We start from the raw sequence: 26,984 nt of genomic DNA, 5'->3' as shown, positions 1-26,984 counted from the left end.
GCGACGCTCTCACAACCGCTGACGCATGGGCCAGCCGGACCGGGATCCCGTTTGCGCGTCGCCAGATCGCCGGCGCGTATGCGCTGAGAGCTGCCGAGTTCCTCACGGACGATGGTCGCGTCTGCCTTATCCTCCCTATCGGTCAATTCCTCGGCGGCTCCAGCGAGAGCTTCGTTGCTCATGCCTTGAGGCTCTACAAGCCGTCGCGGCTAATCAATTTTGGCGATCTTCAAGCCCTGCTCTTTCCCACCGCGGAGAATACCTGCCACGTGTTTTCCGCCGCTCGTCGGTCCGGGCGGATCGCCTATGACGAGACCTTTGAGTACTGGGTGCCCAAAGCGGACATCAGCCTGGCTCTCGGGCGGCTCAGCATGCAGTCCGCCGATCGCCATCAGGTTCAGACGCGGTCGATTATCGAGGACCCGCAACTTCTCGTCACACTCATGTGGGGCGATGCGAACGACTTGGCGATTTGGACCAGACTGTCGTTGCGCGGAACGTTTGCCGATTTCTGGAAGGGCCCCCGCGAGGCGCGCCGTTGGGTCAACCGGAAAGGCATTCATCTTCGTGACAAGAGCCGAGAGACGGTCAGCGCCGAACCACTCACGCGCTTGCGCCATGTTCCTATCGAAGCATTGAGGGCTGGCTCCCCGGTTTTGCATCCGGACCTGCTTACAAAGTGGCCGGAGGAGCAGCGCACCGTTGTCGGTCTGACGGATGAGGTCCTGGAGGTCTTTGATGGGCCTCGGGTCATTTTCCCGGACGGTTTCTCAAAAGGGGAGCCGAACGTCCGCGCCGTCTATTATGACGGCCCCGCCTCATTTACGCACAGCATCGGCGTCATTTCCGGAAAGAAGGACGACGCGGACCTGCTTAAATTTGCCGCCGTCTATCTCAGATCAAGCCTGGCCCGCTATTTCCTCATGATGCGTGGCTGGAAGATGCTTTGCGAACGCAATGGCGTGCATCTGGCCGATGTCGAAACCTTTCCTTTTTTCCTGCCGAAGAATGCCCCCGATTCGGATGTCGCGAACGCTGCTCTGCAGGCTGTGGTCAGACACGTTGCTACCATCTCAGCTTTGCCCGACACACAGCAGGCACCAAGGTATGCCGAGCTTCACGAGCAACTAGATAGCGAAATTTTTCGGTATTTCGGTCTGACGCCCGAAGAACAAACCCTGGTTCGTGAAACAGTCGAAGTCCTGCTGCCATCCGTTCGTCCGCGGAGCTTCAAGAGTCTCGACACCGTGGCGCAGTCCGCGGCCAAGCAAGATGACTTCACCATCTATGCTCGTGCTCTTGCAGAATCACTGACAGCATGGCGAACTCGCACGAAGGGACGCGGCCGTTTCAAAGTTGATGTGGTCGCGAGCGATCCGCATCGCCACGGTCCATCTGGGATAGTTCGCATCATATACGCGGCAGAACGAACTGAGGCGCCTGCTTTCGAAGCAGTTGTAGACGGCAACGCTGTCATCCAGACTTTGGGTGCGTTGCGTGATGCTGGCCTGCGGGTCATTCCGACGGGAGAAGCGCTAAACCTGGTGCCCGACGTGCATCTGTGGCTGAACTCGGCCCTCTATCTCGTGCGCCCACTGACGCGACGCAGTTGGACCGTGAGACAGGCGCTGCGCGATGCTGAGCAGATCGTTCGCATGGTGCAGTTCTCGACTACTTCTTCCGACAAGTTCGCGGTACCGGCGTGACGATGTCTTCTGCTTGGCTTTCGGCCTTCCCCATTCAGCCCGCAACCGAGGCCGTCGAAGCGCTCTGCGATGCATGGCGCGATCTGGCCCATCAGCCGCGCAAGGAATTTCACCCCAAATCCAGAGAGCCCGCGCTGACAAAGCGGCTGAGGATGTACGTCGAGACGCATACAGCGCGGAAGCGCGGTCTCCTCGGCATGTGGGCCGCTGAGGACAATTTCGGGGTCATCGACCCTGACACTGCCGAAATCATTGAGGAGCGCCGAACCGACATCGTCTACGGTTGGAACGATAGCTCCCGGGAATTGAAGCTGGTGTTCGAGTTCAAGCGGATCGGCCGGCAAAAGAGCCATCGCGATCACTACCTCGGCCAGAGCGGGCTTGGGCGCTTTGTGACCGGCATCTACAGTCGTCATCAGGCTGTAGCAGCGATGGTCGGCATTTTGCTCGATCCCCAACCCGAAGTCGTTCCGCCGATCCGAAAAGCCTTAGGCAATCCCGCCCTCGCAACGTCGTTGAAGTTGCGGCCTACAAAAGCGGGATCTCCATTCGACCAGCCTTCAATCCTTTTTTCCGGCGCTGATTTTGACACCGAACACGATCGCGATCCCTCGTTAGCCCCGACGCATGGACACATTCGTGTCGCGCATTTTTTCTTCGAGTTCGGATACGAACTGCCCAAAAAGGAAAAGGCAAAGAAAGCGCCCAAATCAAAGTCGGACGCCTAAGTCGTCAAAAGTGAGCGTTCTCTCGGCACTTCGCGTTCGGCGGCATGTGATTTGATCACGGTGTGGCTTCTAGCAAATATACCTATTCTCGCTCGCGATCGCCTCTCCTACTATCTTTGAAGAAGAACGGGGAGCCGGCTGCGGGAAACGAATGAAAACCGATATTCTATTGCGTACAGCCCCGCCCGATCTCCCATCGGCACTACGACAGATTGTCGACTACCGGAAAAGCGGCCTAAGTCTCAACCATATCGTCGGCTGCCCGCTTGATTGCGGATATTGCGTCCGACATCTCTTCGCGAACTTTGAAATGAAGAAACCGCATCTCGTCCTCGACGACGATGCGGCAGTGCGCGAACTGGTCGAGCATTGGGCCTTCCGGAGAGACGTCACCCCAATTCAATTGCTCAACCGCGCCACCGATCCCTTCCTTCCCGGCGTGAAGGATCATCTTTTTCGTGCCCTGGAGATTCTTGACGGCAAGGGATTGCGAAACCCGGTGCTGGTCATCACGCGATGGCGTGTGGAGCCCGAGGATATTCAGCGTCTCGAACGCCTTTCGAACATCAAGCTAACCATCCTGGTGACATGGTCTGGGATTGACGACACAAGGTTGGAACCCGTTGAGAGCAGCATCGCCGAAGCCTCGCTCCGTGCTCTGCGAGCAACCGCCAGCCGCACCAAGGCCATCCTCTATTGGCGTCCGCTGATTGCTGGAATCAACGACACAGATGCGCATCTGGCCCGAGCTCGTGAACTGTCCGATCAGGCGTCGGCGACCGTTTTCAGCGGCCTCTTCCATAGAGAGGAGATCCGCTCATATCTCCGATCGGTTGGTCTAGAGGACGCCTACCCGGAAGTGGCGCGCCGCAAGATCCTGCCCCGCGACCTCGAGGCGCGGATACTGGCGGCCTTCGCAGGGAGACCGCTATTTCGGAAGACGTCATGCGGCATCGCATTCGCTCACCGATCCGCAGACTACAACGGCCATTTTGGATTGAAGGATGTCTGCGATATTTGCCCCGGTGAGCAGGTCGAGCGATGCGCTACCGTCCACGCGAAGCCTACGGCCGAGCGAGTCCAAGAACTTGCCCGGGAATGCGGTTTGTCGCTCGACCAAGTCAGGGTCGATGAGCGCCGGATCGAGGTCCGGAATAGCACCGAGCAGCAGCGCTATTTCATTCAGCATGCGTTGAACTATCAAGTTCACGACTCGGCATTGCCTCACCTTCCCCGGAGGCACGGGCGCGCGGAGGTCGGCTGGTCATGAAGTGGGACGACGCGTTCTGGATCGTGGACGTCGAAGGAAACGGAGCAAATCCACCCGAGATCGTCGAACTGGCCATGGCGGAAGTCAAGGCCATGGTCCCCACCGGCAACCGCCGGCATTGGCTGCTCCATCCGAACGAACCGATCTCGCCAACGGTCACCCGCATCCATGGGATCACGAACGAAGATGTAGCGGATGCGCCGATCTTCGACGAGATCGCCGACGACGTCCTCATATGGATCGAAGACGCAGTCATCGTCGGCCATAATGTGAAAGTCGATCTGGAGGCATTGAAGCGAGTGCTTCCGCATTGGAAGCCTCGAGCAGCGATCGACACCTTGAAACTGGCGAAGGCGATTAGGCCGGGGTTGCAGTCCTATGGTCTCTCCAACCTCTCGGAAGCGCTCGGCATCACCCTCCAAGTCGAAGGGGATTTCCGAACCGGAGCGCATTCGGCGCCTTACGATGTGGCACTGACGGTGGCCTTGTTTCGTGAGTTGCTCTCCAACGTCCCCGAGGCGATGCGGTCCGCAGTCCTTGCCGACGCCGATATCGTCGAGCGGCAGAAGGACCTGCTGCTGTGAAATTCGCTCACACAACGATCGCCGTAGCTGGCACTCACTCCACCGGCAAATCATCCTTCCTGAAGGAAGTCGAAGCTCGGCTCACCGCGCATGGCCTTCGGGTCGGCAGGGTTGTCGATACGGCGTCGCGAGCCCGGGACGCCGGCTTCCCGATCCTGCGCGAGCACGTTTACGAAGGCACTCTCTGGATCATGGCTGAGGGGCTTCGGCAGGAAATGGAAGCCGCCCTCAGGTTCGACGTCGTCTTGGTCGATCGTCCACCGCTCGATGCCTTGGGCTATTTCCTGGCGGCGCTTGAAGCCACTGGCCGCGAGCCCGATGAGGTTCGTCGAGAGGAATTGAAACTGATCGCCCTCGCCCACCAATCCCGGTACCACTGGTTCGCGGCGACCATCCTCGACGAGAGCGTTCCAATCGGTCCGAACCGGGACGATGACGATGCTTTCCGGAGGCTCGCTGGCGAGACGATTGGAAAGCTGGTCCGAGCAAACATCGCGCGCTCTCCATGGCTGACAATGACCAACGCGGCGTCGCTGGTAAATGAGGCGGTCGAGCTCACTTTGCAGCGCCATCAGCTTCAGCGACCGCTATCGGCATCTCTCCGCGCTCTCGAACCGAAATGAGACTCTTTCACAAGGCGAAGGCGAAGCGCGCCAATTCATCGTCACTGATGGGCGTCAAACGCAGATCAAAGATCTGGCGCAGGCTTAATACGAGCGATTGCGCCCATAGCGCGTTCAACACAAGTCCGCCGTGGTCATCGGCCAATACTGCATTGCTCGGCTCATCCCCTATGGTGTTGGTGACACGCAGTTTTCCGCCGACGACAACCACTTTATGCTCCGGAGCGCCGTCGGGACCGCGCCTGCCCCAGAGATTCTGGAACCAGGCTCCCAAATCAAAAAAGCCGATGCGATCGTCGTTGCCGACCAACTCGCGCAATCGCGCGTTGAACTTATCAAAAGCGGTCTGAATGTTGGCGACGGCTATGGCAGAGCGATATCTATCGAACGTTCCAGGTTCATTCGCCTCATTGTCCACGCCAACCAACAAGATGCGAGTATCAGAATGCGTGGCACGGATCAGTTTGAGGGCGGCAGTAATTTGTTCCAAGCAGTATGCCGCCGTAGCACGTACCCTTGAGGCGTTAGGGTCGCGCGCCTGGTCATCCAGGACCGCGGACCAATCATTGTTGCCAATACGGATCACGATGACACCGTTGCGCCAGCGTTCCGGGTCGCGGCCCATCAGCGCTACCAGCTGCGGCGCCTGACCAAAACGGTGTAGGGGACCACCCATCAGATTGCCGCACGTGGCGCCGGAACTCGCAAAATTGTAGAGGTAGTCCTCTTTCATCGGCGCTCGACCGGAAGGCAGCCCGATCAACCTGCGAAACCAGGCCACTTGATTGGACCGCCCCCATTCCACCCATGGTCCAGGATTCAGTTCGTTCCCGCGCAAGCGGGCCAATACTTCGGTCCATTGGAAGGTGCGGGCGCGAAAGGCACCACCGCGGCTGGTGGATCCCAATGGGAAGCTCTTGCTGTCTTGATAGGAGTGGCTGCTGGAATCGCCCAGAACGGCCAGCGCGATCGTAGTTCGCGGTGAATTGTCTGCCGGCGGGTCATCGCCCCCGAAGGCCAGCATGGTCAGGCAGACCCCTGCAAGCCCAGCGACCAGAGCAGACGCGCGCGCCCACCCGGCTTGGTTTCCAGCTTGAAGCAGGTGCCGCCTCTGAATCGCCGCTCGAAACTTCGCCATCGGACACTCCAGCGAATATCATCACATTGTCCTCAAACCCGCCCACCTTCTGCTTGCCGATATCCTGGCCGCCAACCAGAGCGTCGCGCCAACGAAGCGTTTGTTCCTTGCATAGGGTTCAGACAATGATTGCTCCGACACGGAGCATTGAAATGAAAGTTGCGTTTCTAAATCCCCCTGAACTCGGCGTGGCCTTAAAGGGGCACTACATTTTCACTGATGATGGTCGCAGGTTCGGACCCATGACAGCTGCGCAAGCGGTTGCATACTCCAAAGAGCCAATAGACGTGGTGGTTCCTCATTGGACCGAACCTGAATCGGACGCGACCGACGAGTTCGAGGACGCGCTGGTAACCCTCCCCCCTTCCCGTTGGTGAAGCCCGCGAATTCTCGTTCTGTTGGAATCCGCGGGAGCAGTCACTGGATGCCTGCGATCGCCGAACCAATTTGCTTGTTCGTTCGACCAGCTGTTTCTCGGCTCGCTACACATTATCTCGGCAGTCCATGCTAAACCCGCAGCGCCGAAAGGAGGGCTTTTCACTCGCATGTTCAACACCGATGAACTTCTTTCCGCGTTGGACGAGCTCGGCGAAGCCGCCGTTGCCGCCGGCGAACGGCTCGACGTCGCGATTTACGGTGGCGCAGCACTGATGCTGGCGAGCAATTTCAGATTCTCGACTGAAGATGTCGATATCGCTGAAATTGGAATACCTCAGCCGGAGTGGCTCGATGACGCTGTTTTACGAATTGCGCGGTCTCGAAACTGGTCGGAAGATTGGCTCAACGACGCTGTCACGTTCCATCTGAGCAGCCGCGCGACCAACCGCGATCATGAAATCTTCGGATCGTTCCCCAGGGCGTCCTTTGGCGATGTCGGTCTCACTGTCAGCATTCCCACGGCCGACTATATGCTGGCGCTCAAGCTCAAGGCCATGCGGGTCAATGACCCTGCCAAAGGCGCGACCGAAATCAAAGATATTCGAGCCCTGCTCCAGGTGACCGGCATTAGCACCGTCGATCGTGCAATTCACTGTCTCGCAAAATTCTTCCCCAAATCCGCCGCGGCATCGGAGAAGCAGCGTTTCCTGCTACGGAATCTATTCCCCGAACTGGCCGGCGGGAACGAGAGTCAAAAGAGCAATCGCAATGCGCCCCGATACCCTTTACGAAGTGGCAGCCGAAGAGATCCTGGGCGGGACGACTTTGGGAGATAATCTCCTCCAGGAATTCTTGGACGAGTTTTACCTGTCCTCCTCCGCCCAAGACCGACAACAGATGCTCGAGCAGGAGCCTCCGCTGCAGGCTTCGCCCCGACGCAACGCTCTCTATGGCGCGATCGCAGAATACCTGTCCCGTCAGTATAGGCTCGGACCCGGGCCGACCTGGTGCTACGCGCCCGAACGGTTTCTCGATGAGCCGTGGCACACCTGTGACCGCCCGACTCCGGGCTTGATTGAGTTTTTGACCTTCTCGAGCCCAGCGGAATTTCGTCATCGCAATATCTTCACGGAGGCCCGCCCATTGCGTCGAGCCACGACGCCAAATCGGTGATTGGGCCATTGCCATCGGCGGCCGCGAAAGGCGCGGCGACCTGATAGGCCTAGAAACTCTGAGGACGTCTTCTTGCCGCGCCTATGGATCTTATCTGATCTTCACTTCGAAACGGTTCCCTACCCGGAGGCGTTCGACCCACCCCGGCCTGGTTTCGATGTTCTTGTGGCGGCCGGAGACATCTGGGAAGCCGACACGCTTCGCGCGTTCCGCTTCCTTCGAGCGTTGGCCGGATCGAAGCCGATCGTATTCGTCATGGGCAATCACGAACATTGGAATGGCGAGATCAACGAGAATCTCGCGACGGCGAAATTGCTTGCCGCCCAGTCAGGAATTTCTCTGCTCGAAGAAAGCTCGGCTGACATTGCAGGATGTCGTTTCGTCGGTGCCACTCTCTGGTCCGATTACACCCTCGCGGGCGATCCAAGCTCCCGCGCCGAAACGGGCGAACAGGTGGACGTCCAGCACGCCGGCGGCAGTCATCTCATCACAGTCGGAGATGCCCGCCGACTTCATGCGCGGTCGCGTTCCAGGCTCGGAGAGCTTCTATCTCAGCCAGTCTCGCTGCCCATGGTGGTTGTCACGCACCACGCACCTCACCCAGACTGCGTAGCCGGGCCCGACCGTGGGACCTGGGTCGCCGGCAACTCGGCGTCAGATCTTTCGGATTTGACCGACCAAGGCAAAGCAGCGCTTTGGATCCACGGCCACGTGCATCGCTCAGTCAATATTCGAAGGCCGAACGGCACTCGGATTATCTGTAATCCCGCCGGTCCGCTATTCTGCAACACAGCATTTGACGAAAGCCTCGTCGTTCTCGCCTGACTCCGCCCTCGATAAGGAAAGTCGACGGCGCAAGGCGCCCTCCCCTTGAACTCGGACATTGATTAGGATGCAACCGTGTTTGCCGGGAGCGGAACGAACCGTCACGTCGAAGCGAGCGAAGAAATGACTTTCTCTTCCCTGAATGATCCCGTCGACATCGCGCGCGCAGAAGCCGCACTCGACGCAGCCTGGCATCAGATTAGGGCGTCGCTGAAAGACGATGTCGACTGCGGCACCGAGCGGCTGCGGCTCGCCGACATCGTCGTGGGTCTCATCCCAATCGCTGAGGATGAGGCGGATCTAGCGCGGCGCGCTATCGAACGGTATTTCAAATCTCGGTCGTCGGGCTGATGAGAATGGCCGTGAAGGGATAGCGCCGCAACGCGCTCCGGGCGGGCACTTCCTCTCGCCGCCGCCGCGAAGCCGAAGGCGCCAAGTCGGCCCCTCCTCACACTACCGGCCGTCACGCGGCCTGCCCCCAGCGGGATCGTTCGGTCGCGACTATTCCGCGCGCGATCACTAGGCCCACGCGACGAAGCACGGCCAAGCCAGCGCATTGTTACAGATTGTAACGGGCAGGAACCCCCGCTCGTCGCCCGCGTCTTTCCTTGGAGCAGGAAGCTCCGCCACCGCAACGGGCCCAAGGAGTAGACCATGCACCGCCCCGCCCCAGAGATGCAGGCCTGCATCGACGAATGCTTGCAGTGTTATCAAACCTGCCTCGGCATGAGCACAAGCCACTGCCTCAAGCTCGGCGGAGCGCACGCCGCCCCCGAGCACGTCCAGCTGATGCTCGCATGCGCTGAGATCTGTCGCGCCAGCGCCCAGGTCATGATCATCGGCTCCTCGCATCATAAGCATCTCTGCGCAGAATGCGCCGACATCTGCGAAGACTGCGCCAACGAGTGCGAGCGGGTTGGAGACATGGACGATTGCGTCCAGGCCTGCCGCAGTTGTGCAGCAAGCTGCCAAAAGATGGCGGCGTAGCCGTTCCGACCCTCGAACCCTTGGAGAATTCAGATGATGCGCCTCGTTCTGACCGCTGGCCTCGCGGCCTCAATGATAACCACGGCACTCGCTCAGCCAGTTCCCAAGCCCCAGATGGGCGACAGCATGCCCATGAAGATGATGATGCCGGAGGCCTCCGACTCCGCTTCAACCAAGGAATACAAGGCGAGCATGATGCGGATGATGCAGGCGATGCCGTCGAAATTTACCGGCGATGCCGATGTGGATTTCATGACGCAGATGAAAGCTCACCATCAAGGCGCGATCGATATGGCTAAGGTTGCCCTCGCCAACGGCAAGGACCCGACCGTCAAGAAACTCGCCACCGAAATCGTCAGCGCCCAGGAAAAGGAAATCAAGACGATCGACGAATGGCTGAAAGCGAAGGGCAAATAGCGCCGCTTCTGAAAGTTTTTCGGCGTATCGACCCGCATGAGCTTTCCGAAAGGAGGCCAACATGGAGCATGGCACTGGCCACAAAGGCCAGAACCATTATGGCCGGCTAGCGATTGAACTGACGCTGGATTTCATCGTGATGTACCTCGTTATGTACACGATGATCGCGGCACTCACGCATTTCCATTTCAATCTCAATAACGTCTACATGACCATGATGATGGTGGCGCCGATGACGATCATCATGCTCGTCTCCATGCGCTCCATGTTCCCGTCGTCGCGGCTGAACATCATCATCTTCGGCGGCGCCATTGCCGTCTTTTTCGTTGGCTTCATAGCCATGAGAACCCAAGCCGGCATTGGGAACGCCGAGTTCCTGCGCGCAATGATCCCACATCATTCCGGCGCGATCCTGATGTGCGAGAAAGCCAGCATCACTGATCCGGAGATCGTCGCGCTCTGTCAGGAAATCACCAAGTCGCAGAGAGCGGAAATCGCGCAAATGGAAGCGATCCTTGCTCGCCAGAGATGAAACACTTCACATCTCAAGTCGGCATCCCCATTTCAATCCTAGATCCTCAAGCCCCGACCGGGTTGCCCTCGGGGCAATCCGGAGGAGGATATGATGAGGATGTCCCGCAAAATCGCCCTGTCGGCGACCTTCTTGCTTCTCCTGGCTCAGCTTGAATCCGCGGCAGCCCACCGTGCCAACCTGGCCTTGGGCGTTAAAGAGATCACCAGCGCGATCAGCGGCAAGGTCTGCGCGACAGCAGGAGGAGCGCACTTTACCTTCGCTAATGATGGACGCTTCTCGTATGATGGCCTCTGGCAAAGCAGCGGAAGCTTCACGCTTGGCGATAACGCCATAGTGGTGACCTTCGACAGTGGCCTTCAGCGCACCTTTGAAATCTCCAGGCGAGACGGCGCGCTTTACATGGAACAAACGCGTGTCGTCTGCACTGCGAAGCGATAACGCGCGAACGTTCAACCGGGCGACCAAAGCGCCCGGCCTCCCATTCGATCCCGGACCAGATCAGACCTGTTGCAGCCCTCGGTAGCGTGCAAACACGTGCTGTTTGCCTGCCGAAAAGATCGCGATCTCGTAGGACTGCGGCGCTTGACCAGGGACCTCCATGCCGGGCGAGCCGACGGGCATGCCGGGAACCGCGATGCCGATCGCCTTCGGGCGCTCGATGAGCAGGCGCTTCACCGCCTCGGCCGGGACATGCCCTTCAATGACATAACCGCCAATCTCAGCCGTGTGGCACGACATGAGGGCCTCCGGAACGCCAAGCCTGGTCTTAAGCGGCAGCACGTCATCGACCTGGACCACATCGACCGGAAAACCAGCGGCCTTGATATGCTCGACCCAGCTGCTGCAGCAACCGCAGTTCGGATCGCGTGTCACGGTCATCTTCGGGAGCAGCTCAGAGGCCAGCGACGGGCGCCACAAGGCCAAGGCAGCGACGACTTGCGTGGATCCGATCAGCAGCGCGCGGCGGGACTGATACAGCTCGGACGTCATGATTATCTCCTATGCCTCTCTAACTTGGATGCGAGAGCGCCTGATCGTGCGAAGCAGGAGCTCGACGTCATCCGCCTGGAAAACCTGCAGCCGGATCGCGCAACGCCGTCGCCGCTGCAGCAATACCGATAACCGGCCAGCGAGCTGGCTTGGAATCGGACAGTCGCCTGGATATAGCGAGATCGGTTCCCGCGATGAGCAGGAGCGCTCCGACCGCGGCGAGCAGCCGCGGCGCTCCCGACGAAGCCAAGCGCGAGCACGTCTCCCCCTCTCGGTTTGAAGATTCGTGGCGATCATGCTGCCGAGTGAGCTCCTGTTTACCGCCACCGTGAACCAGCTTTCGCGAGCGTCTCGGTCGCGCGCCACCGAATATGCGAGCCCGGATTGCAATCACTCGCGCGACGATGAGCCTCGCAATCCGCGCTCATGCTAGAACGAATTCGTTTTGGAGGCATAACCGTGTGCCTGAACCCGCCATGAGTGAGCTGTTTCCCGCAACCTCCATGCCCGATCGCAACTGGTGGACGGAGCTTTGGCCTGATCCGGAAGCTGTGCTGCGACAACTGGGCGTGCAGCCGGACATGACCGTCCTCGATCTGTGCTGTGGCGATGGGTATTTCACCGCTCCGCTTGCTAAGCTCGTCAGCGGGCGTCTTTACGCTCTCGACCTCGACCCTGCGATGATCGACCGGGCCAAGACGGAAGTCGCACGACAGGGAGCTACCGTGCGGCAATGGATCTGTGCGGACGCGCGGGATGTCGGAAAGCTGCTTCCCGAACCGGTCAATTACGTTCTCATAGCCAACACATTCCATGGCGTGCCCGATCAGAGCGGGCTTGCTCGCGCCGTTCGCTCCGTCCTCCGGCCGCACGGCCTGTTCGGCATCGTGAATTGGCACCAGTTGCCGCGAGAACAGACGACTGTGCTTGGTCATCCGCGTGGGCCGAAAACGGAGATGCGTATGTCGCCCGAAGCAATTAGCGCAATCGTGGAGCCGGTAGGGTTCCGAACCGCTCAAATCATCATGCTACCGCCATATCATTACGGGTCCGTTCTGGAGGCGGAACCCTGACAATGCAAGCGGCCATGAGCGGCATTAGGCGCGTCGCTCTACCGCCCACTCTGGCGAGGAAGAGCGAGTCAAGTATGAGGCGCCACCAATCTCTCAGTGGCCTGGACTTCCGACAAACTCGCGGCGACGGGCCGAGCGGATCCTAGTGATGCTTCGTGACGTGACCATCTTGCTCGGCTGACGATGCCTCGCGGTAACCACGCAAGGTATCATATCGCGCGACCTGCTCTGGGGTGAGCAGGTCTGCCGTTTCGATATGGGCCTCCAGATGGATCGCGCGTAGCGTGCCTTGCTTCGCGCCGATCTGCGCAGTTAGCTCGTTCAGCACGATCCGATCGATCGTGCGCTGAGCGAAAGCCGCATCGAGCTTACGCTCCAACTCCAGGATCTCGGCTCCGACCACCTTCGCCCGCTCGCTCATCAGTGCCTTCGACGCTTCCAGGCCTTTGCGTTGCTCTGGCGTAAGCTGAAGATCGCCTGCCAACTCGATCGCGTGGAGCGGACCCGGATAGCGGTTGAGTTCCGCAGGCTTCGCCAGGCCCATGCCGCGACCATGAACGAAGTCCTCGATTTCCTTCGGCGAGAGTGCCTTGATCTCGCGTGTTTGCTGACCTGCGTAGGGGCTCACGGGTTGTGCCGAGCCGGCACCTATCCATCCCGACACAACCAGGCCAAGCAGATGGGCAATGATGGTTGTCTTGATCATCGAAACGGTCTCCTCGGCCATTCCGATACCTGCCTTGTGCGCTCCGCGGCATGATTTCGATCATGTCAGCTCGATCGCGCCCTTTCGCCTTCGGACAACCCGCTCGGCTTCCAGATGCGCCAGCGTTCGGTAAAGAACCTCTGGGGCCAGCCCGATCGTGGCGGCGACCTCCTTCAGCAGCCCATGGATGGTAATGGTTCTGCCATCGGGGCCGACCCGCGCGCCCAGATAGGCAAGCACGCGTTCGCGCGCCGAATGGATATCTCGAAGGGTCAAGTTGGACCTGAGGTCCATGACCTGTCGCGCGAGATCGGCCGTCAGGTTCAGCCGCAACGTCGCATCGTTCTGCAACAGATTGAGCGCTTCCGTTTTTGGGAAGCATGCGACCGAGCTCTCGGTCACGGCCTGCGCATCGCAGTGGTACGTCTCGGCAAAGAGCGAAGCCTCGGCGAAGCGCTCGCCCGGTCCGGCGACAAAGAGAATGGTCTCACGTCCGCTGGCCCCGAAGCGCACCAAGCGAATTCGCCCCGTTCGGACCGCGAAGAATCCTCGCGTTGTGTCGCCGGCCGCAAACAGAGTCTCGCCCGGTCCAAGTTCGCGAACGACCGTTTTCAATCCCACAAGGCCAGCTTCGACCGACTGCATCCCTCTCCCTTTCTCGCAACAGCATCATCGCTAATCCGGGCGGCCTTCTCGGCCTGCTGCCGATCCTGATCGGCATGAAGAAGCTCTACGACCAGACGAAGGGCGGTGGCGATGAAGACGAAGCCAAGCCTGCGAGCGGCACGGCAACGTCGCGGCTGTCGCCGCCGTAACCATCGCCAACGGCGGCGACAACATTGGCATCTACAAACCGGTCTTTGCCACTAACTCGGTTTTCGAGATCTCGATCATCGTGGCCGTCTTTATGGCGATGGTCGCCGTCTGGCTCGCCGTCTCGCACTGGATGGTCGTCCACCCCGCGATCGGCATCCCTATCCGTCGATACGGCCACAAGCTTGTCCCCTTCGTGCTGATCGCGATCCGCGTGCTTGTCCTCTACGAGGCCGGCTCGTTCGCCCTGATCGGCCGGGGGAAGGCAAATTAGCGCCCTTTCGATCGGCCAGCCTCCCAGCGCCGGCGGCCCATCACCCTGCTGCTGCTCCGTCTTCAGCTTGAGCAGTTCACGCTCGGATTGCCTCCGATCGTTGAAACGGCACGGTTGCCAGCAAGGCCGCTCCCGACTAGTTTCGATTTTCGATATCGAGAATCGATTATGAGGCTTTCGTGAGGTCTTCGCGAAATGGAGCATCAGGACCTGCTGAGCGGATTGATCCGGCTTCACGTGCTGCATCATGCGGTGGAGGACGAGGTCTACGGGCAGTGGATGATCGAGGAGTTGGCCCGGCATGGCTATCGGCTCAGCGCCGGGACGCTCTACCCGATGCTCCGATCCTTGGAGAAGAAGGGCTATCTCGTGTCGGAGGAGCGCCGGTCCGGTCGCTCCGCCCGACGGATCTATCGCGCGACGCCGCTGGGCCGCGAGGCATTGGAGATCGCGCGCGGCAAGGTGCGCGAGCTGATCGGCGAGATGATGGAGCATCGCCAAGCCTAGCGCGGAATGCCGATGCGTCGGGGCGCATGGATGCAACCCGCGGCGGTGGAGGATCCCATGAGCATGGGTGAAGAAAGCCTGGCAATCGCCAAACCTGATCGGGGATCGCTCCTCGAGGTGTTTGGCGTCTTCCTAAAACTCGGCCTGACCTCATTCGGTGGCCCGATCGCCCATCTCGGCTACTTCCGGGACGAATTGGTGGTGCGGCGCAAATGGCTCGACGAAGCCGCTTATGCCGACCTGGTCGCACTCTGCCAGTTCTTACCGGGCCCCGCCTCCAGCCAGGTCGGATTTTCGCTCGGCGTTCTGCGCGGCGGTGGGCTCCTCGGCGGCCTCGCCGCATGGTTCGCCTTTACCACGCCTTCGGCGGTCATCCTCTTTGCCTTCGCGCTCGGCGCAGCCGCCTTCACCGGGCCCGTTGCCGAGGGCTTTCTGCACGGTCTGAAGCTCGTCGCAGTCGCAGTCGTCGCCCAAGCCATCTGGGGTATGGCCAAGAGTCTCACGCCAGATCGCGAACGCGCGGCCATCGCGCTCGCGGCCATTGTGCTCGCGGTCTTCGTCAGCGGATCGTTTGGCCAGATCGCCGCCATCGTCCTGGGCGCAATCGTCGGCCTCCGCCTCTGCCGTGGAGATGGTCCGGCACTTTCCGGCCGTCTGAGCTTTCCCGTCTCACGTCGACGCGGGACATTCGCGCTCGCTCTGTTCGGCGCCCTCTTCCTGATCCCGCCCTTGATACTCGGAGCGACGAGCCATCAAGGCATTGCCCTTTTCGACGCCTTCTATCGGTCGGGCGCTCTCGTTTTTGGTGGCGGCCATGTGGTCCTGCCACTGCTTCAGGCCGAGGTGGTGACGCCTGGATGGGTCGGTAATGAAGCCTTCCTTGCTGGCTACGGCCTGGCACAGGCTGTTCCAGGACCACTCTTTACGTTTGCCGCCTATCTCGGAACGGTGATGGGCCCGGCTCCCAATGGCTTCGCCGGAGCTGCGATCGCGCTCGTCGCTGTTTTTCTACCAGGCATATTGCTGGTCTACGGCATGCTGCCATTCTGGGATGCGCTTCGTCTGCGGCCCGCCGCCCAGGCCGCGATGCGCGGCGCAAACGCGGCGGTTGTCGGCATTCTCGGCGCCGCGCTCTACAGTCCGGTCTGGACGAGCGCGGTTCTTACGCCACGCGATTTCGTGGTCGCACTTGCGGGCTTCCTCCTCCTCACCATCTGGAAGGCGTCACCTTGGATCGTGGTCGTTTTGATGGCTGGGGCTGGAACGCTATTGCATCTGATCTGAAGACAACGATCCACTTCAGAGCTGCCGATGTCCCGTGATCCGTCATCGAGCCGTCCGCGCCTGATCTGAGCCTCGCTGATTGGGTGAAGGATGAGAGTTGCTTGATCGTCGGGGATTGAGGGCTTGGAGCCAGCACATTGCGGAGGAAGCCAATGACTACGGTCAGCGTGCGTTACATCGTCGACGATGTGGATGCAGCAATTGCGTTCTATAGCAACCACCTCGGCTTCTCGGTTGCTGCGCATCCCGCGCCGAGTTTTGCGATTTTGGCTAAGGGTGCTCTGCGTCTTCTGGTCAATGGATCAGGCGGGCCTGGTGGTGCTGCCCAACCCATGCCCGATGGACGCAGACCGGAACCGGGTGGCTGGAACCGGATCCAGATCGAGGTTACCGACTTGGAGGCCAAAGTTGCCGCCCTGCGTCAAGCCGGAGCGCATTTCCGCAACGACATCGTCAAGGGTATGGGCGGCAAGCAGATCCTGCTTGAGGATCCTGCCGGCAATCCGATCGAACTCTTCGAAGCGCCGACGTAATAGAGATCCACATCATCGCGGCCTCCTTGATCAGGCGTATCCTGGCAGGGCGTCAGTTGGATGAGGGCAATCTCCCCCTGTGTTGCGCTTTCCTACCTAGCGCCACGCGCTTTCATTCTTTTGCTCGTAGTCGCGGAAGGCTTTGACCAAACCGGCGAGCACTTCAGCCGAAGTTTCGAACATCGCCTTGAGCTGAGGCTCGTCCACCTTTTCGACGTCCTCGCGTAGGTGGTCGATGGTCTCCTGAAAACGAGCCTGCATATTTTGCGTGTGATGACGGGGATCACGGTCTGCTTCACTGGTCATGTGAATCTCCCTCGCTCCGGGTTGACGATCCGCTCGGGTGGTCAATCCTCCCTGAGCGGACTTTTAGTCAAACGATCGACCTATGATATCGGTTCCCGATATCGATTTTCGATTTCGTGAACTGCGCTCGCGCAGGCGCGGCTTAGAGCTGGCGCGGCGAGGTCACGTGGATGACCGTCTTCATCCTATGGATCAGATAGTGCCTACCTAGCCCTCACCGGAAAAAGACGTATTTCACGAGCGCGGCGATCGCCAGCACCAGGACGGCGATACCCAGGAGGCCTACCAGGGCCATGCCCCAGCCCATGCCGCTCATCATGTCGTGCATGCGTGGTCCCTCCATTATTCAACGGCAGCGAGTTGCGCTGCCTCGACTCCGGATACGACCTTCTCAGGGGTATTCGACGGCAATCGCCAGCCCTTCACCAGGCCGTAGATCGCCGGGATCACCAGTAGTGTCAGCACCGTCGAGGAGACCATGCCGCCGATCATCGGCACGGCGATGCGCTGCATCACCTCCGATCCGGTGCCGGTGTTCCAGAGGATCGGCAGCAGGCCCGCCATGATCGCGACCACGGTCATGATTTTCGGCCGAACGCGCTCGACGGCACCGAGCATGATCGCCTCGTGCAGATCGGCGCGTGTGAACACTCGCCTCTCTGATGCGCATCGTGCCCGCACCTCGCTGAGCGCGTGATCGAGATAGATCAGCATGATCACGCCGGTCTCAGCGGCTACGCCGGCGAGAGCGATGAAGCCGACGGCCACGGCCACCGACATGTTGAAGCCGAGCCACCATAGCAGCCAGACGCCGCCGACCAGCGCGAAGGGCAGCGAAAGCATGACGATGAAGGTCTCGGTCAGCCTGCGGAAATTCAGATAGAGCAGCAGGAAGATGATCGCGAGCGTCACCGGCACAACCAGTTTGAGGCGTGCCTCGGCCCGCTCGAGATATTCGAACTGGCCACTCCAGGCGATGCGGTAGCCTGCCGGCAGCGTGACGCTTTGCGTGATCGCACTCTGGGCATCGCGGACATAGCCTCCGAGGTCGCGCCCGACGGTGTCCACGAAGATGTAGACCGCAAGCTCGCCGTTCTCGGTCCGAATCGAGGTTGCACCGCGCTTGCGCTTAACGCTCGCGACCTCGCCGAGTGGCACGCTGGCCCCGGACGGGGTCGAGACCTGGACCTCGCGCGCGATCGCCTGCGGATCGGAGCGCAGGTCACGGGGATAGCGGATGGTCACGCCATAGCGTTCGCGGCCCTCGACAGTCGTCGTCACCGTCTCACCACCCATGGCCATCACGATCGCATTCTGCACGTCGCCGACGGAGAGCCCGTAGCGCCCCAGAGCGATCCGGTCCGGCACGATGTCGAGGAAGTAGCCACCGATGACACGCTCCGCATAGGCGCTACTTGTCCCCGGGACCGCCTTGAGGACGGTCTCGATCTGTCGAGATACCGCCTCCATCTGTGCCAGGTCGGTGCCGAAGACTTTGACCCCGATCGGTGTGCGGATGCCGGTTGCCAGCATGTCGATGCGGGCCCGGATCGGTTGCGTCCAGGCATTAGAGACGCCGGGGAACTGGAGCGCCTTGTCCATCTCCCCCTTGAGACTGTCGAGCGTGACGCCCTGACGCCACTCGGTCTTGGGCCTCAGGTTGATGATGGTCTCGAACATCTCGGTCGGCGCCGGGTCGGTAGCGGTCTGGGCGCGTCCGGCCTTGCCGTAGACCGAGGCGACCTCCGGGAAGGAGCGGATGATCCGGTTCTGGGTCTGGAGCAGTTCAGCCGCCTTGGTGACGGAGATGCCCGGCAGGGTGGTCGGCATGTACATCAGCGTGCCCTCGTCGAGCGTCGGCATGAACTCGGAGCCGAGTTGTCGCATCGGCCAGAGGCTGAGACCCAGCACCGCGACCGCCAGAATGATCGTCACGGTCTTGGCCCTGAGGACGCCGCGGATGAGAGGACGGTAGATTGCAATCAGGACCCGGTTGATCGGGTTCTTATGCTCCGGAATGATCCGACCGCGCACGAAGACGACCATTAGCGCCGGCACCAGCGTCACCGACAGCAGCGCCGCTGCCGCCATGGCGAAGGTCTTTGTGAAGGCAAGCGGCCCGAACAGGCGGCCTTCTTCCGCTTCCAGCGTGAAGATCGGCAGGAACGAGACCGTGATGACGAGGAGACTGAAGAACAGGGCCGGTCCGACCTCGCTCGCGGCCTCGATCAAGATCTCGACGCGTGGCTTGTCCGGCGCGGCCCGTTCGAGGTGCTTGTGGGCGTTCTCGATCATGACGATCGCAGCGTCGATCATCGCGCCGACCGCGATGGCGATGCCGCCGAGGCTCATGATGTTGGATCCGAGGCCGAGCACCTTCATTGCCGCGAACGCCATCAGGATGCCGATGGGCAGCATGATGATCGCAACCAGGGCGCTGCGCAGATGCAGCAGGAAGACGATGCAGACCAGGGCGACGATGATGCTTTCTTCGATCAGCGTGCCCTTCAATGTCTCGATCGCCCGCTCAATCAGCCCAGAGCGATCGTAGACCGGTACGATCTCAGCCCCGCCCGGTAGGCTCGCCGCGACCTCGGCAAGTCGCGCCTTGGCATGCTCGATCACGGCGAGCGCGTTGGCGCCGAAACGTTGAAGGATGATGCCGCTTGCGACCTCACCCTCGCCATTGAGCTCGGTGATGCCTCGCCGCTCGTCCGGCCCGATCTCGACCCGCGCGACATCGGAGAGGCGAAGCGCCGCGCCTCGATCGCTCTTGAGGACGATGTTCTCGATGTCGGCGATGGATTTCAGATAGCCGCGGCCGCGCACCATGAACTCGAACTCGCTGAGCTCGACCGTGCGGCCGCCGACATCCAGATTGCTGCTGCGCACGGCCTCGCGCAGCGTAGCCAATGAGACACCTTGAGCGCGCAAACGCACGGGATCGACGACGATCGCGTATTGCTTGACGAAGCCGCCGACGCTGGCGACCTCTGCCACGCCCTCGGCACGCGACGCAGCAAAACGGATCTTCCAATCCTGCAGGGAGCGCAATTCGGCCAGGGTCATGTCCTTGGCCATGACGGCGTATTGATAAACCCAGCCGACGCCGGTTGCGTCCGGCCCGAGCGTCGGCGTCACGCCCGAGGGCAGACGGCGTGCCGCGGTATTGAGATATTCGAGCACGCGCGAGCGCGCCCAATAGGGGTCGGTGCCATCCTCGAAGATCACATAGACGAAGGAGACGCCGAAAAAGGAGAAGCCGCGCACGACGCGCGCCTTCGGCACGGTCAGCATCGAGGTCGTCAGCGGATAGGTGACCTGATCCTCGATGACCTGTGGCGCCTGGCCGGGATATTCGGTGTAGACGATGACCTGGACGTCTGAGAGATCGGGAATGGCGTCGAGCGGCAAGGTCTTGAGGGCATAGACGCCTGCTGCGACGGCAAAGGCGGCGGCAACGAGGACGAGGATCAGGTTGCGCGCCGACCAGGCGATCAGGCGGGCAATCATGGCTTGGCCTCCGGCTCCGCGAAGCCGCTTAGGGCGGCCTTGAGGTTGCTCTCGGCGTCGATCAGGAAGTTGGCCGAGACGACGACGCGGTCGCCCTCGGCAACGCCCTCGGTGATCGCGACCATGCCGTCGCCGCGGCGGCCGAGCTTGACCTCGCGTGGCTCGAAACGGCCTTCGCCGCGATCGAGGATAACGACGCGGCGCGTGCCACTATCGATCACGGCGCTGTCGGGAACGGCGAGTTCCGGAGCTGCATCGCCGGAACCGATCTCGACGTCGGCATACATGTTCGGCAACAGGATGCCGTCGCGGTTGGCAAGCTCGATGCGGACCTTTGCCGTCCGCGTCGCCTCGGCGATCTCCGGGTAGATCAGACTGACGCGCCCCTCGAAGGAATTTCCCGGGCGACCGCGCAGCCGCACCGTGGCTGGTGCGCCGATGCTGACGGCAGCCAGTTGGCGTTCCGGAACATCGGCCAGAACCCAGATCGTCGAGATGTCGGCAAGCCGAAATAGACTGCCGCCGGCGGCCATCTTCATCCCATCACTGACCGAGCGTTCCAGCACGATGCCGTCACGCGGTGCCGACCAGTTGATCGTGAGCGGCACCTTTCGGCTGCGCTCGATCTCGGCGATGACCTCCGGGGGAACGCCGAGATTTTCGAGGCGCTGCCTCGCGCCGCCTTCGGGCACGCCCCGAGCAGCGGCGTTGAGCTCGGTGACGAACTGGGCGCCAGCCGTGCTGATTTCAGGCGAATAGATGCGCGCGAGCCGCGTACCCTTGGCAACGCGATCGCCGGTCGTGACCGGCGCGACCTCCTGGACGAAAGCATCCGCGCGTATCGCCACGACGGAAATGCGTCGCTCGTCGAGCTGCACCACACCCGGAACGCGAATGGTCTGGGCAATGCTCTGGCGACGGACCAGTTCAGAGCGCACACCACTACGCTGGATGCGCCCGGGTGAGAGTTTGATGACCCCGTCCTCGTTCCCCTCGCCTTCGTAGACGGGGAGATAGTCCATCCCCATCGAGTCCTTCTTCGGCACCGGCGACGTATCCGGGAGACCCATGGGGTTGCGGTAGTAAAGGATGCGCTTCGTGTCGGCCTGGGCCCTCCGCTCCTCACCCGGAGGCTTTTCCTCGAAGCTGATGTCCTGGCTAGCGAGGACGGCCGTGAAGGGCCTGCCGTCCTCGGTCTGGCGCGGCACTGCCGAATAGACCGGTTTGTGGTCAGGGTCCTGATAGTAGATCACCAGATCGCCGCCAACGGGCTCGTTTGCCGCGAGTGAGCCTTCGATGCCGAGCCAATTCCGCAGGCCAGGCACCACAATGCCGCGATGACCAGCCCAATAGCCCGCACCTCCCGCCGCCAGAATGGCGGCGAGAGCGAGGCCTGTGAGGGCGAGACGTTTCATGGCAGGGCCTTGAGGATCAGCTTGTTTTCGAGCGTACCCGTTTCGCCCTGGACCTTGGCGCCAAGCGACAACCGCCAACCGCCTTCCATGACCAAATTGGTCTTGAAGCTGTAGGTCCCTGCTTCTGGAGCGGGAAGCGCTTCGATCGGAGAGGCCATCGTGGCCATACCCTCCGGCTCCATGTCGATGCGCTTGACGAAGATGACGGCATCCGGCACCGGCTTGCCTGATCGCTTGTCGATCAGCCTGACGGTGATGACGACACCGTTGCCCTGCTTGAACTCATTCTGGGTCAGGCGGAATTCGTAATCCTTGACCTCCGCCAAAGCTGGCACTGCAATGGCGACGAGCGGAAACGCGGCGATGAGCGCGCGCGAAGTGCGGGTGAAAATCATTGTCGAGATCCTGAGACGGTAAGACTGCCGCGCCTGCGCGCGCAGCTCCCAACGTGGCGTTTGCCACGGCGCACCGACCGCTCGGATTTACCGTGCGGTCGCGACCGGCGTATGAGCGCCGGCTATGTCTCAGGTTCGTGGAGGTCGGGCGGGTGGTTCGCTCGGCTGTGAAAGGCGTGCGGCCTCATTACCCGCAAGCCCGAGCATTACGACAACCGGTTGAACAACCAGGTCAAACGCCGTTGGTTCGCTCGCGAAGCTCTTGGCCAGGCAGAAGCTCACAGCCGGGCAGTTCGTCGTGCAATCCGGTTGCTTGTCTTTCGGATTGGGGCAGCACGGCATCTCAGGCGACATTGCCGCCATCGTCTCGCTGTCCATGCGGGCATAGCCGGCCTTCGCCGGCGCCACCAGGGCAGCCAACATCGTGGCCGTGACGAACAGCCCCAAGACCAACACATGCGTGAGAAGTCGAAACTTCATAGCACCAGTTCTGACATACCGTCAGATATCGGAAAAGGGCTAGAACTGCGGCTGTTTGACCGGGAGCAAGCAAAATCGCTGCTTCGTGATCTCACCTTTGGCCAGTCATCATACGGCACAGGATGTCGTCGCGGCGATAGAAATGATGCCAAAGCGCTCCAGCGACATGGATCAGCGCTAAGGTCAGCAGCGCCCAGCTTAGCCATCGATGGACGGGCGCCCCGCGAAAGCTGAGATACATCGCAACCGTACCCGTAAATGGCAAAAGCAGCAGAAGGCCGTACAGGGCAACATGAACACCCGTCGCAGCCCGTCGTTCGAGTGGCGACAACCCTTCGAGCGAGGGGCGACCGTAGATGTAGCGCAGCGCGATCTGCAGCAGCGCAAGTCCCATAATCAGCCAGCCCATCCAGGCATGGACTTGATGCAAAAACAGATCGAACGGGGCAGGCTTGGTGAATCCATGTGCCATATGGGTGCGCTGGATTGCCCAGGATGTCGGAACCTGGGCGATACACAACAGCGGCACGCTCCAGTGGATCCAGCGCTGATAGGCACCAAACGACTTGCCCGAGCTGACCTTGGGAACAAGAACGCTTTGCAACAAGCTCACGATTCAGGCCCGTTCGTTTTGAATGGCGCGTGTGGGTCGGGCATAAGCGGGAGGCAACCGTCCTGTGACAGGCGCTGGACGGGCTCAACGCAGTCCGATCAAGCCGTTGAAGGACTGCTTTTATTCCAGAGAGACGGTGCGTAACCGCAGCGCATTGGCAATCACGCTGACGGAGGATAAGGCCATCGCCGCCGCCGCAATGATCGGCGACAACAGCAATCCGAATATCGGATAGAGCACGCCGGCGGCGATCGGGACGCCCGCCGCATTGTAGATGAAAGCGAAGAACAGGTTCTGCCGGATATTGCTCATCGTCGCCCGGCTGAGCTGAAGCGCGCGCACGATGCCCTCCAGATCGCCCTTGAGCAGGGTTACGCCGGCACTTTCGATCGCGACGTCCGTGCCCGTGCCCATCGCGATCCCGACATCCGCCGCCGCCAGCGCTGGCGCGTCGTTCACGCCGTCGCCGGCCATCGCGACCACCCTGCCCTGCGAACGAAACTTGCTAACGACCGCACTCTTGTCCTCGGGCAGGACCTCGGCCTCTACCTCCTCGATGCCGAGCCGGCGCGCGACCGCCTGCGCCGTCGTCTTGTTGTCGCCGGTCAGCATCACGACGCGAATGCCGGCGCCCTTGAGCGACTTGATCGCCTTCGGTGTGGTCTGCTTGACGGGATCAGAGATCATCAGCAGTCCGGCGACGCGGCCATCGATCGCCACGAAAATCACTGTGCCGCCCTCGGCGCGCAACGATTCCGCCTCGGCTGCCTGAGCGGCAGTGTCGATACCGGCTTCAGTCATGATCCGGTGGCTGCCAATCACGAGCGAGCGACCTTCAACCGTCCCCGTCACCCCCTTGCCCACAGGGCTGTCGAAATCCTGCGCCTCGGCCAGGGCGAGGCCGCGCTCCTTCGCCGCATCGACGATCGCGGCAGCGAGCGGATGCTCGCTCGCCCGCTCCAGCGAAGCGGCAAGCCGCAGCAGCTCGTTCTCATCGAACGCGCCGACCGGCTTCAGCCCGGTCAGCCGCGGCTTGCCTTCGGTCAGCGTGCCGGTCTTGTCGACGACAAGGGTATCGACCTTCTCGAAGCGCTCCAGAGCTTCGGCATTCTTGATCAGAACGCCGAGATGAGCACCGCGCCCGACCCCGACCATAATCGACATCGGCGTCGCCAGGCCGAGCGCGCAAGGGCAGGCAATGATCAGCACGGCGACGGCGGCGACGAGCCCATGCGCAAAGCGCGGCTCCGGCCCGAATGCCATCCAGGCGCCGAAAGCGACGATGGCGATAACGATGACGAGCGGAACGAACCATCCAGAGACCTGGTCCGCCAGGCGCTGAATCGGCGCCCGCGAGCGCTGAGCCTCCGCCACCATCGAGACGATGCGGGCCAGCATGGTGTCGCTGCCGACCTTGCCCGCGCGCATGATGAATCCGCCGGTGGTGTTGAGCGTGCCGCCGATCAGAGCCGCACCGGTCTCCTTGGTGACCGGCATCGATTCGCCTGTGACCATGGATTCATCGATCGAACTGCGGCCTTCGATCAGTTCGCCATCGACCGGCACCGTCTCGCCCGGACGAACCCGCAAGCGGTCCCCGACATGGACGGCGTCGAGTTTGATATCCTCGTCCTCGCCATCGTCCCGTACCCGCCGCGCCGTCTTCGGAACAAGGTCGAGCAAGGCTCGGATCGCGCCGCCGGTCTGCTCGCGAGCCCGCAATTCAAGGACCTGTCCGAGCAGCACCAGAACGGTGATCACGGCGGCCGCTTCGAAATAGACCGCGACCGCGCCTTCGGCCGAACGAAGGGTATCGGGAAAGAGGGTCGGAGCAACGGTCGCGACAACGCTATAGGACCAGGCGACACCCGTGCCCATCGCGATCAGCGTGAACATGTTCAGGCTGCGATTGACAAGCGAGGCCCAGGCCCGCTGGAAGAACGGCCAGCCGGCCCAGAGCACGACGGGCGTCGCCAAGATCAGCTGCAGCCAATTCGAGCTCTGCTGGCTAAGAAGCATGTGCAAGTCGACGAGATGCCCGCCCATCTCCAGCACGAACACCGGGACGGCGAGCGCGAGGCCCACCCAGAACCGGCGGGTCATGTCGACGAGCTCGGCGCTGGGCCCCTCTTGAAGCGTCGCGATCTCCGGTTCGAGCGCCATGCCGCAGATCGGGCAATTTCCCGGCGCGGCCTGGCGGATCTGGGGATGCATCGGGCAGGTGTAGATCGTGCCCTCGGGCGCCGGCTTGGCGGCAGGCGTCTCGACCTTCTCACCAACATAGGCGGCCGGATCGGCCTCGAACTTGTGCTGGCAGCCGGCGGAGCAGAAGAAATAGGTCTGCCCCGCATGGGCGGCGCGATGCTTGGCCGTAGCCGGATCGACGGCCATCCCGCAGACCGGGTCCTTCGCACTCTCCCCTGCGCCATGAGAATGGCCGTGGTGCGAGTGGTCATCGTGCTGATGACCGGCGTGACGCTGATGATCTGCCATGGCTCGCCGCCTAACCTCTCGCCCCTTGCCTTGCCAATTCATCAGCGGCCGGGGGGTTCACGCCGGCCGCCCGCGATCAGCCGACGCGATCCGCGCTGGGCGTGTATCCGGCACCCGTCACGATCGACCTGACGGCGGCGAAGTCGGCCGCGCCGACGACGCTGACGAGCTTCGAAGCCGGGTCGGCGGTGACCGCGGTTCCGGGCAATTGATCCTCGATCGCCTTCTTGATCGTGCCGGCACAATGGCCGCAAGTCATGTCCTCGACGCGAAAGCTGATTGCGCCTTCAGGAGCGGTTGTCGCGTTGGCGGCGGTACCTGAATGTTGCTGGCAGGAGCACATCGCTGCAATGTCCCATAGTTGAGGATTGCAGCAGCTTGCGCCTTCCTACTGTGGGAAGGTCAAGCACTTTTCGCCCCTCGCCCTCAATGCAGGATCTGGCTCAGGAACAGCTTCGTGCGCTCGTGCTGCGGATTCTTGAAGAAGGCGTTTGGCTCGTTCATCTCGACGATCTGGCCGGCATCCATGAAGATGACACGATCGGCGACCTGGCGGGCGAAGCCCATCTCGTGGGTGACGACGAGCATGGTCATGCCCTCGTCGGCCAGCGAGACCATGGTGTCGAGCACCTCCTTGACCATCTCGGGGTCGAGCGCCGAGGTCGGCTCGTCGAACAGCATGATCTTCGGGCTCATGCAGAGCGAACGCGCTATCGCGACACGCTGCTGCTGGCCGCCCGAGAGCTGGCCCGGATATTTCAGCGCCTGCTCGGGGATCTTCACCCGCGTCAGGTAATGCATGCCGATCTCCTCGGCATCCTTCTTGGGCATCTTGCGCACCCAGATCGGGGCGAGCGTCAGGTTTTCCAGGATCGTCAGATGCGGGAACAGGTTGAAATGCTGGAAGACCATGCCGACGTCGCGGCGAATCTCGTCGATCTTCTTGAGATCGTTGGTGAGCTCCGTGCCGTCGACGATGATCTGGCCCTTCTGGTGCTCTTCCAGGCGGTTGATGCAGCGGATCATGGTGGATTTGCCCGAACCGGACGGGCCGCAGATGACCAGCTTCTCGCCGCGGGACACCTTCAAGTTGATGTCGCGCAGCACGTGGAACTCGCCGTACCACTTGTTCACGCCGATCATCTCGACGGCAGTCGCGGTGTTGAGCGATGTCGATTTCAGCGCCGCGGGACGGGCGCTGGTCATCCTGCTTTCGGTCATAGCC

General features: G+C 61.4%; 29 protein-coding genes and 1 pseudogene. 17 read left to right on the top strand and 13 right to left on the bottom strand.

Annotation, left to right across the window (positions count from 1 at the left end):
- From AC3WMA_RS26375 to AC3WMA_RS26355, 5 genes and pseudogenes are all read left to right on the top strand, one after another.
- Positions 1–1,706 (top strand): annotated as a pseudogene (locus AC3WMA_RS26375) (DNA methylase); the annotation flags it as partial.
- Between the two features lie 2 nt (positions 1,707–1,708).
- Positions 1,709–2,434, top strand: a complete 726-nt coding sequence (locus AC3WMA_RS26370) for a Fis family transcriptional regulator (protein ID WP_492288220.1) — start codon at positions 1,709–1,711, stop codon at positions 2,432–2,434.
- A 151-nt stretch (positions 2,435–2,585) separates the two neighbouring features.
- On the top strand, positions 2,586–3,704 hold the full coding sequence (locus AC3WMA_RS26365; RefSeq protein ID WP_492288219.1) for a radical SAM family protein: 1,119 nt from the start codon (positions 2,586–2,588) through the stop codon (positions 3,702–3,704).
- Positions 3,701–4,288, top strand: coding sequence for a 3'-5' exonuclease (locus AC3WMA_RS26360; RefSeq protein ID WP_492288218.1), 588 nt, complete (start codon positions 3,701–3,703; stop codon positions 4,286–4,288). Before AC3WMA_RS26365 ends, AC3WMA_RS26360 begins: the two co-directional genes overlap by 4 nt.
- Positions 4,285–4,911, top strand: coding sequence for an AAA family ATPase (locus AC3WMA_RS26355; protein ID WP_492288217.1), 627 nt, complete (start codon positions 4,285–4,287; stop codon positions 4,909–4,911). The genes AC3WMA_RS26360 and AC3WMA_RS26355 overlap by 4 nt, the downstream gene beginning before the upstream one ends.
- 7 nt (positions 4,912–4,918) lie before the next feature.
- Here AC3WMA_RS26355 and AC3WMA_RS26350 read toward each other — a convergent pair whose 3' ends face one another.
- Positions 4,919–6,049, bottom strand: coding sequence for an SGNH/GDSL hydrolase family protein (locus AC3WMA_RS26350; protein ID WP_492288216.1), 1,131 nt, complete (start codon positions 6,047–6,049; stop codon positions 4,919–4,921).
- A 545-nt stretch (positions 6,050–6,594) separates the two neighbouring features.
- On the opposite strand from AC3WMA_RS26350, the gene AC3WMA_RS26345 reads away from it, so the two are divergent.
- The 7 genes from AC3WMA_RS26345 to AC3WMA_RS26315 all read left to right on the top strand — a co-directional run bounded on the left by AC3WMA_RS26345 (position 6,595) and on the right by AC3WMA_RS26315 (position 10,802).
- Entirely contained in the window at positions 6,595–7,263 is a 669-nt protein-coding gene (locus AC3WMA_RS26345) for a hypothetical protein (protein WP_492288215.1), read from the top strand.
- A 409-nt stretch (positions 7,264–7,672) separates the two neighbouring features.
- On the top strand, positions 7,673–8,425 hold the full coding sequence (locus tag AC3WMA_RS26340; protein WP_492288214.1) for a metallophosphoesterase: 753 nt from the start codon (positions 7,673–7,675) through the stop codon (positions 8,423–8,425).
- A gap of 75 nt (positions 8,426–8,500) precedes the next feature.
- Positions 8,501–8,776: a hypothetical protein gene (locus AC3WMA_RS26335; RefSeq protein WP_492288213.1), complete on the top strand. Its 276-nt coding sequence runs from the start codon at positions 8,501–8,503 to the stop codon at positions 8,774–8,776.
- 303 nt (positions 8,777–9,079) lie between these two features.
- Complete coding sequence (locus AC3WMA_RS26330) at positions 9,080–9,412, top strand: four-helix bundle copper-binding protein (RefSeq protein ID WP_492288212.1); 333 nt, start codon at positions 9,080–9,082, stop codon at positions 9,410–9,412.
- Positions 9,413–9,445: 33 nt separating this feature from the next.
- Complete coding sequence (copM, locus tag AC3WMA_RS26325; RefSeq protein WP_492288211.1) at positions 9,446–9,829, top strand: CopM family metallochaperone; 384 nt, start codon at positions 9,446–9,448, stop codon at positions 9,827–9,829.
- A gap of 61 nt (positions 9,830–9,890) precedes the next feature.
- Positions 9,891–10,361, top strand: coding sequence for a DUF305 domain-containing protein (locus AC3WMA_RS26320; RefSeq protein ID WP_492288210.1), 471 nt, complete (start codon positions 9,891–9,893; stop codon positions 10,359–10,361).
- Between the two features lie 99 nt (positions 10,362–10,460).
- The gene (locus AC3WMA_RS26315; RefSeq protein WP_492288209.1) at positions 10,461–10,802 is read left to right on the top strand and encodes a hypothetical protein; all 342 of its coding nucleotides are present in this window, start codon (positions 10,461–10,463) and stop codon (positions 10,800–10,802) included.
- Between the two features lie 60 nt (positions 10,803–10,862).
- Here AC3WMA_RS26315 and AC3WMA_RS26310 read toward each other — a convergent pair whose 3' ends face one another.
- The gene (locus tag AC3WMA_RS26310; protein WP_492288208.1) at positions 10,863–11,354 is read right to left on the bottom strand and encodes a DUF411 domain-containing protein; all 492 of its coding nucleotides are present in this window, start codon (positions 11,352–11,354) and stop codon (positions 10,863–10,865) included.
- Positions 11,355–11,830: 476 nt separating this feature from the next.
- Here AC3WMA_RS26310 and AC3WMA_RS26305 point away from each other — a divergent pair, with 476 nt between their 5' ends.
- On the top strand, positions 11,831–12,427 hold the full coding sequence (locus AC3WMA_RS26305) for a class I SAM-dependent methyltransferase (RefSeq protein WP_492288207.1): 597 nt from the start codon (positions 11,831–11,833) through the stop codon (positions 12,425–12,427).
- A gap of 142 nt (positions 12,428–12,569) precedes the next feature.
- Here the strand turns inward: AC3WMA_RS26305 and AC3WMA_RS26300 are convergent, their stop codons facing one another.
- Both AC3WMA_RS26300 and AC3WMA_RS26295 read right to left on the bottom strand, forming a co-directional pair.
- Positions 12,570–13,133: a Spy/CpxP family protein refolding chaperone gene (locus tag AC3WMA_RS26300; protein WP_492288206.1), complete on the bottom strand. Its 564-nt coding sequence runs from the start codon at positions 13,131–13,133 to the stop codon at positions 12,570–12,572.
- Between the two features lie 60 nt (positions 13,134–13,193).
- Complete coding sequence (locus AC3WMA_RS26295) at positions 13,194–13,778, bottom strand: Crp/Fnr family transcriptional regulator (protein WP_492288205.1); 585 nt, start codon at positions 13,776–13,778, stop codon at positions 13,194–13,196.
- A gap of 172 nt (positions 13,779–13,950) precedes the next feature.
- On the opposite strand from AC3WMA_RS26295, the gene AC3WMA_RS26290 reads away from it, so the two are divergent.
- The 4 genes from AC3WMA_RS26290 (at position 13,951) to AC3WMA_RS26275 (ending at position 16,544) form a co-directional block, all read left to right on the top strand.
- Complete coding sequence (locus AC3WMA_RS26290) at positions 13,951–14,220, top strand: cadmium resistance transporter (RefSeq protein WP_492288226.1); 270 nt, start codon at positions 13,951–13,953, stop codon at positions 14,218–14,220.
- 195 nt (positions 14,221–14,415) lie between these two features.
- Complete coding sequence (locus AC3WMA_RS26285; RefSeq protein WP_492288204.1) at positions 14,416–14,727, top strand: PadR family transcriptional regulator; 312 nt, start codon at positions 14,416–14,418, stop codon at positions 14,725–14,727.
- Positions 14,728–14,784: 57 nt separating this feature from the next.
- A complete protein-coding gene (chrA, locus tag AC3WMA_RS26280; RefSeq protein WP_492288203.1) occupies positions 14,785–16,011 on the top strand; it encodes a chromate efflux transporter in 1,227 nt (408 codons plus the stop codon).
- Between the two features lie 152 nt (positions 16,012–16,163).
- A complete protein-coding gene (locus AC3WMA_RS26275) occupies positions 16,164–16,544 on the top strand; it encodes a VOC family protein (protein WP_492288202.1) in 381 nt (126 codons plus the stop codon).
- A 96-nt stretch (positions 16,545–16,640) separates the two neighbouring features.
- Here the strand turns inward: AC3WMA_RS26275 and AC3WMA_RS26270 are convergent, their stop codons facing one another.
- From AC3WMA_RS26270 to AC3WMA_RS26230, 9 genes are all read right to left on the bottom strand, one after another.
- Positions 16,641–16,850 carry a hypothetical protein gene (locus AC3WMA_RS26270; protein WP_492288201.1) on the bottom strand — a complete coding sequence of 70 codons (210 nt, stop codon included), beginning with the start codon at positions 16,848–16,850 and terminating at the stop codon, positions 16,641–16,643.
- 342 nt (positions 16,851–17,192) lie between these two features.
- The gene (locus AC3WMA_RS26265; RefSeq protein WP_492288200.1) at positions 17,193–20,363 is read right to left on the bottom strand and encodes an efflux RND transporter permease subunit; all 3,171 of its coding nucleotides are present in this window, start codon (positions 20,361–20,363) and stop codon (positions 17,193–17,195) included.
- On the bottom strand, positions 20,360–21,778 hold the full coding sequence (locus tag AC3WMA_RS26260) for an efflux RND transporter periplasmic adaptor subunit (RefSeq protein ID WP_492288225.1): 1,419 nt from the start codon (positions 21,776–21,778) through the stop codon (positions 20,360–20,362). The genes AC3WMA_RS26265 and AC3WMA_RS26260 overlap by 4 nt, the downstream gene beginning before the upstream one ends.
- On the bottom strand, positions 21,775–22,173 hold the full coding sequence (locus AC3WMA_RS26255) for a FixH family protein (protein ID WP_492288199.1): 399 nt from the start codon (positions 22,171–22,173) through the stop codon (positions 21,775–21,777). The genes AC3WMA_RS26260 and AC3WMA_RS26255 overlap by 4 nt, the downstream gene beginning before the upstream one ends.
- 129 nt (positions 22,174–22,302) lie before the next feature.
- Positions 22,303–22,653, bottom strand: a complete 351-nt coding sequence (locus tag AC3WMA_RS26250; RefSeq protein ID WP_492288198.1) for a hypothetical protein — start codon at positions 22,651–22,653, stop codon at positions 22,303–22,305.
- Between the two features lie 91 nt (positions 22,654–22,744).
- Complete coding sequence (locus tag AC3WMA_RS26245) at positions 22,745–23,266, bottom strand: cytochrome b (RefSeq protein ID WP_492288197.1); 522 nt, start codon at positions 23,264–23,266, stop codon at positions 22,745–22,747.
- A gap of 120 nt (positions 23,267–23,386) precedes the next feature.
- The gene (locus AC3WMA_RS26240; RefSeq protein WP_492288196.1) at positions 23,387–25,759 is read right to left on the bottom strand and encodes a heavy metal translocating P-type ATPase; all 2,373 of its coding nucleotides are present in this window, start codon (positions 25,757–25,759) and stop codon (positions 23,387–23,389) included.
- Between the two features lie 76 nt (positions 25,760–25,835).
- Entirely contained in the window at positions 25,836–26,102 is a 267-nt protein-coding gene (locus tag AC3WMA_RS26235; protein ID WP_492288195.1) for a heavy-metal-associated domain-containing protein, read from the bottom strand.
- Positions 26,103–26,185: 83 nt separating this feature from the next.
- Entirely contained in the window at positions 26,186–26,965 is a 780-nt protein-coding gene (locus tag AC3WMA_RS26230) for an amino acid ABC transporter ATP-binding protein (protein WP_492288194.1), read from the bottom strand.
- Positions 26,966–26,984 lie beyond the last annotated feature (19 nt).

Source organism: Allobosea sp. FW305-C-101 (assembly GCF_058783685.1).
Note: the sequence above shows the minus strand (reverse complement) of the source record. Positions and strands in the feature narration are given on the sequence as shown.

What these genes read in the sequence shown, in the direction of transcription:
- AC3WMA_RS26320 (WP_492288210.1), top strand. Translation starts at nt 9,891, where the DNA reads ATGGAGCATGGCACTGGCCACAAAGGCCAGAACCATTATGGCCGGCTA.
- AC3WMA_RS26330 (WP_492288212.1), top strand. Translation starts at nt 9,080, where the DNA reads ATGCACCGCCCCGCCCCAGAGATGCAGGCCTGCATCGACGAATGCTTG.
- AC3WMA_RS26295 (WP_492288205.1), bottom strand. Translation starts at nt 13,778, where the DNA reads ATGCAGTCGGTCGAAGCTGGCCTTGTGGGATTGAAAACGGTCGTTCGC.
- copM (WP_492288211.1), top strand. Translation starts at nt 9,446, where the DNA reads ATGATGCGCCTCGTTCTGACCGCTGGCCTCGCGGCCTCAATGATAACC.
- AC3WMA_RS26315 (WP_492288209.1), top strand. Translation starts at nt 10,461, where the DNA reads ATGTCCCGCAAAATCGCCCTGTCGGCGACCTTCTTGCTTCTCCTGGCT.
- AC3WMA_RS26350 (WP_492288216.1), bottom strand. Translation starts at nt 6,049, where the DNA reads ATGGCGAAGTTTCGAGCGGCGATTCAGAGGCGGCACCTGCTTCAAGCT.
- AC3WMA_RS26285 (WP_492288204.1), top strand. Translation starts at nt 14,416, where the DNA reads ATGGAGCATCAGGACCTGCTGAGCGGATTGATCCGGCTTCACGTGCTG.
- AC3WMA_RS26365 (WP_492288219.1), top strand. Translation starts at nt 2,586, where the DNA reads ATGAAAACCGATATTCTATTGCGTACAGCCCCGCCCGATCTCCCATCG.
- AC3WMA_RS26345 (WP_492288215.1), top strand. Translation starts at nt 6,595, where the DNA reads ATGTTCAACACCGATGAACTTCTTTCCGCGTTGGACGAGCTCGGCGAA.
- AC3WMA_RS26360 (WP_492288218.1), top strand. Translation starts at nt 3,701, where the DNA reads ATGAAGTGGGACGACGCGTTCTGGATCGTGGACGTCGAAGGAAACGGA.
- chrA (WP_492288203.1), top strand. Translation starts at nt 14,785, where the DNA reads ATGAGCATGGGTGAAGAAAGCCTGGCAATCGCCAAACCTGATCGGGGA.
- AC3WMA_RS26230 (WP_492288194.1), bottom strand. Translation starts at nt 26,965, where the DNA reads ATGACCAGCGCCCGTCCCGCGGCGCTGAAATCGACATCGCTCAACACC.
- AC3WMA_RS26270 (WP_492288201.1), bottom strand. Translation starts at nt 16,850, where the DNA reads ATGACCAGTGAAGCAGACCGTGATCCCCGTCATCACACGCAAAATATG.
- AC3WMA_RS26275 (WP_492288202.1), top strand. Translation starts at nt 16,164, where the DNA reads ATGACTACGGTCAGCGTGCGTTACATCGTCGACGATGTGGATGCAGCA.
- AC3WMA_RS26370 (WP_492288220.1), top strand. Translation starts at nt 1,709, where the DNA reads ATGTCTTCTGCTTGGCTTTCGGCCTTCCCCATTCAGCCCGCAACCGAG.
- AC3WMA_RS26300 (WP_492288206.1), bottom strand. Translation starts at nt 13,133, where the DNA reads ATGATCAAGACAACCATCATTGCCCATCTGCTTGGCCTGGTTGTGTCG.
- AC3WMA_RS26310 (WP_492288208.1), bottom strand. Translation starts at nt 11,354, where the DNA reads ATGACGTCCGAGCTGTATCAGTCCCGCCGCGCGCTGCTGATCGGATCC.
- AC3WMA_RS26265 (WP_492288200.1), bottom strand. Translation starts at nt 20,363, where the DNA reads ATGATTGCCCGCCTGATCGCCTGGTCGGCGCGCAACCTGATCCTCGTC.
- AC3WMA_RS26240 (WP_492288196.1), bottom strand. Translation starts at nt 25,759, where the DNA reads ATGGCAGATCATCAGCGTCACGCCGGTCATCAGCACGATGACCACTCG.
- AC3WMA_RS26255 (WP_492288199.1), bottom strand. Translation starts at nt 22,173, where the DNA reads ATGATTTTCACCCGCACTTCGCGCGCGCTCATCGCCGCGTTTCCGCTC.
- AC3WMA_RS26305 (WP_492288207.1), top strand. Translation starts at nt 11,831, where the DNA reads ATGAGTGAGCTGTTTCCCGCAACCTCCATGCCCGATCGCAACTGGTGG.
- AC3WMA_RS26250 (WP_492288198.1), bottom strand. Translation starts at nt 22,653, where the DNA reads ATGAAGTTTCGACTTCTCACGCATGTGTTGGTCTTGGGGCTGTTCGTC.
- AC3WMA_RS26260 (WP_492288225.1), bottom strand. Translation starts at nt 21,778, where the DNA reads ATGAAACGTCTCGCCCTCACAGGCCTCGCTCTCGCCGCCATTCTGGCG.
- AC3WMA_RS26235 (WP_492288195.1), bottom strand. Translation starts at nt 26,102, where the DNA reads ATGTGCTCCTGCCAGCAACATTCAGGTACCGCCGCCAACGCGACAACC.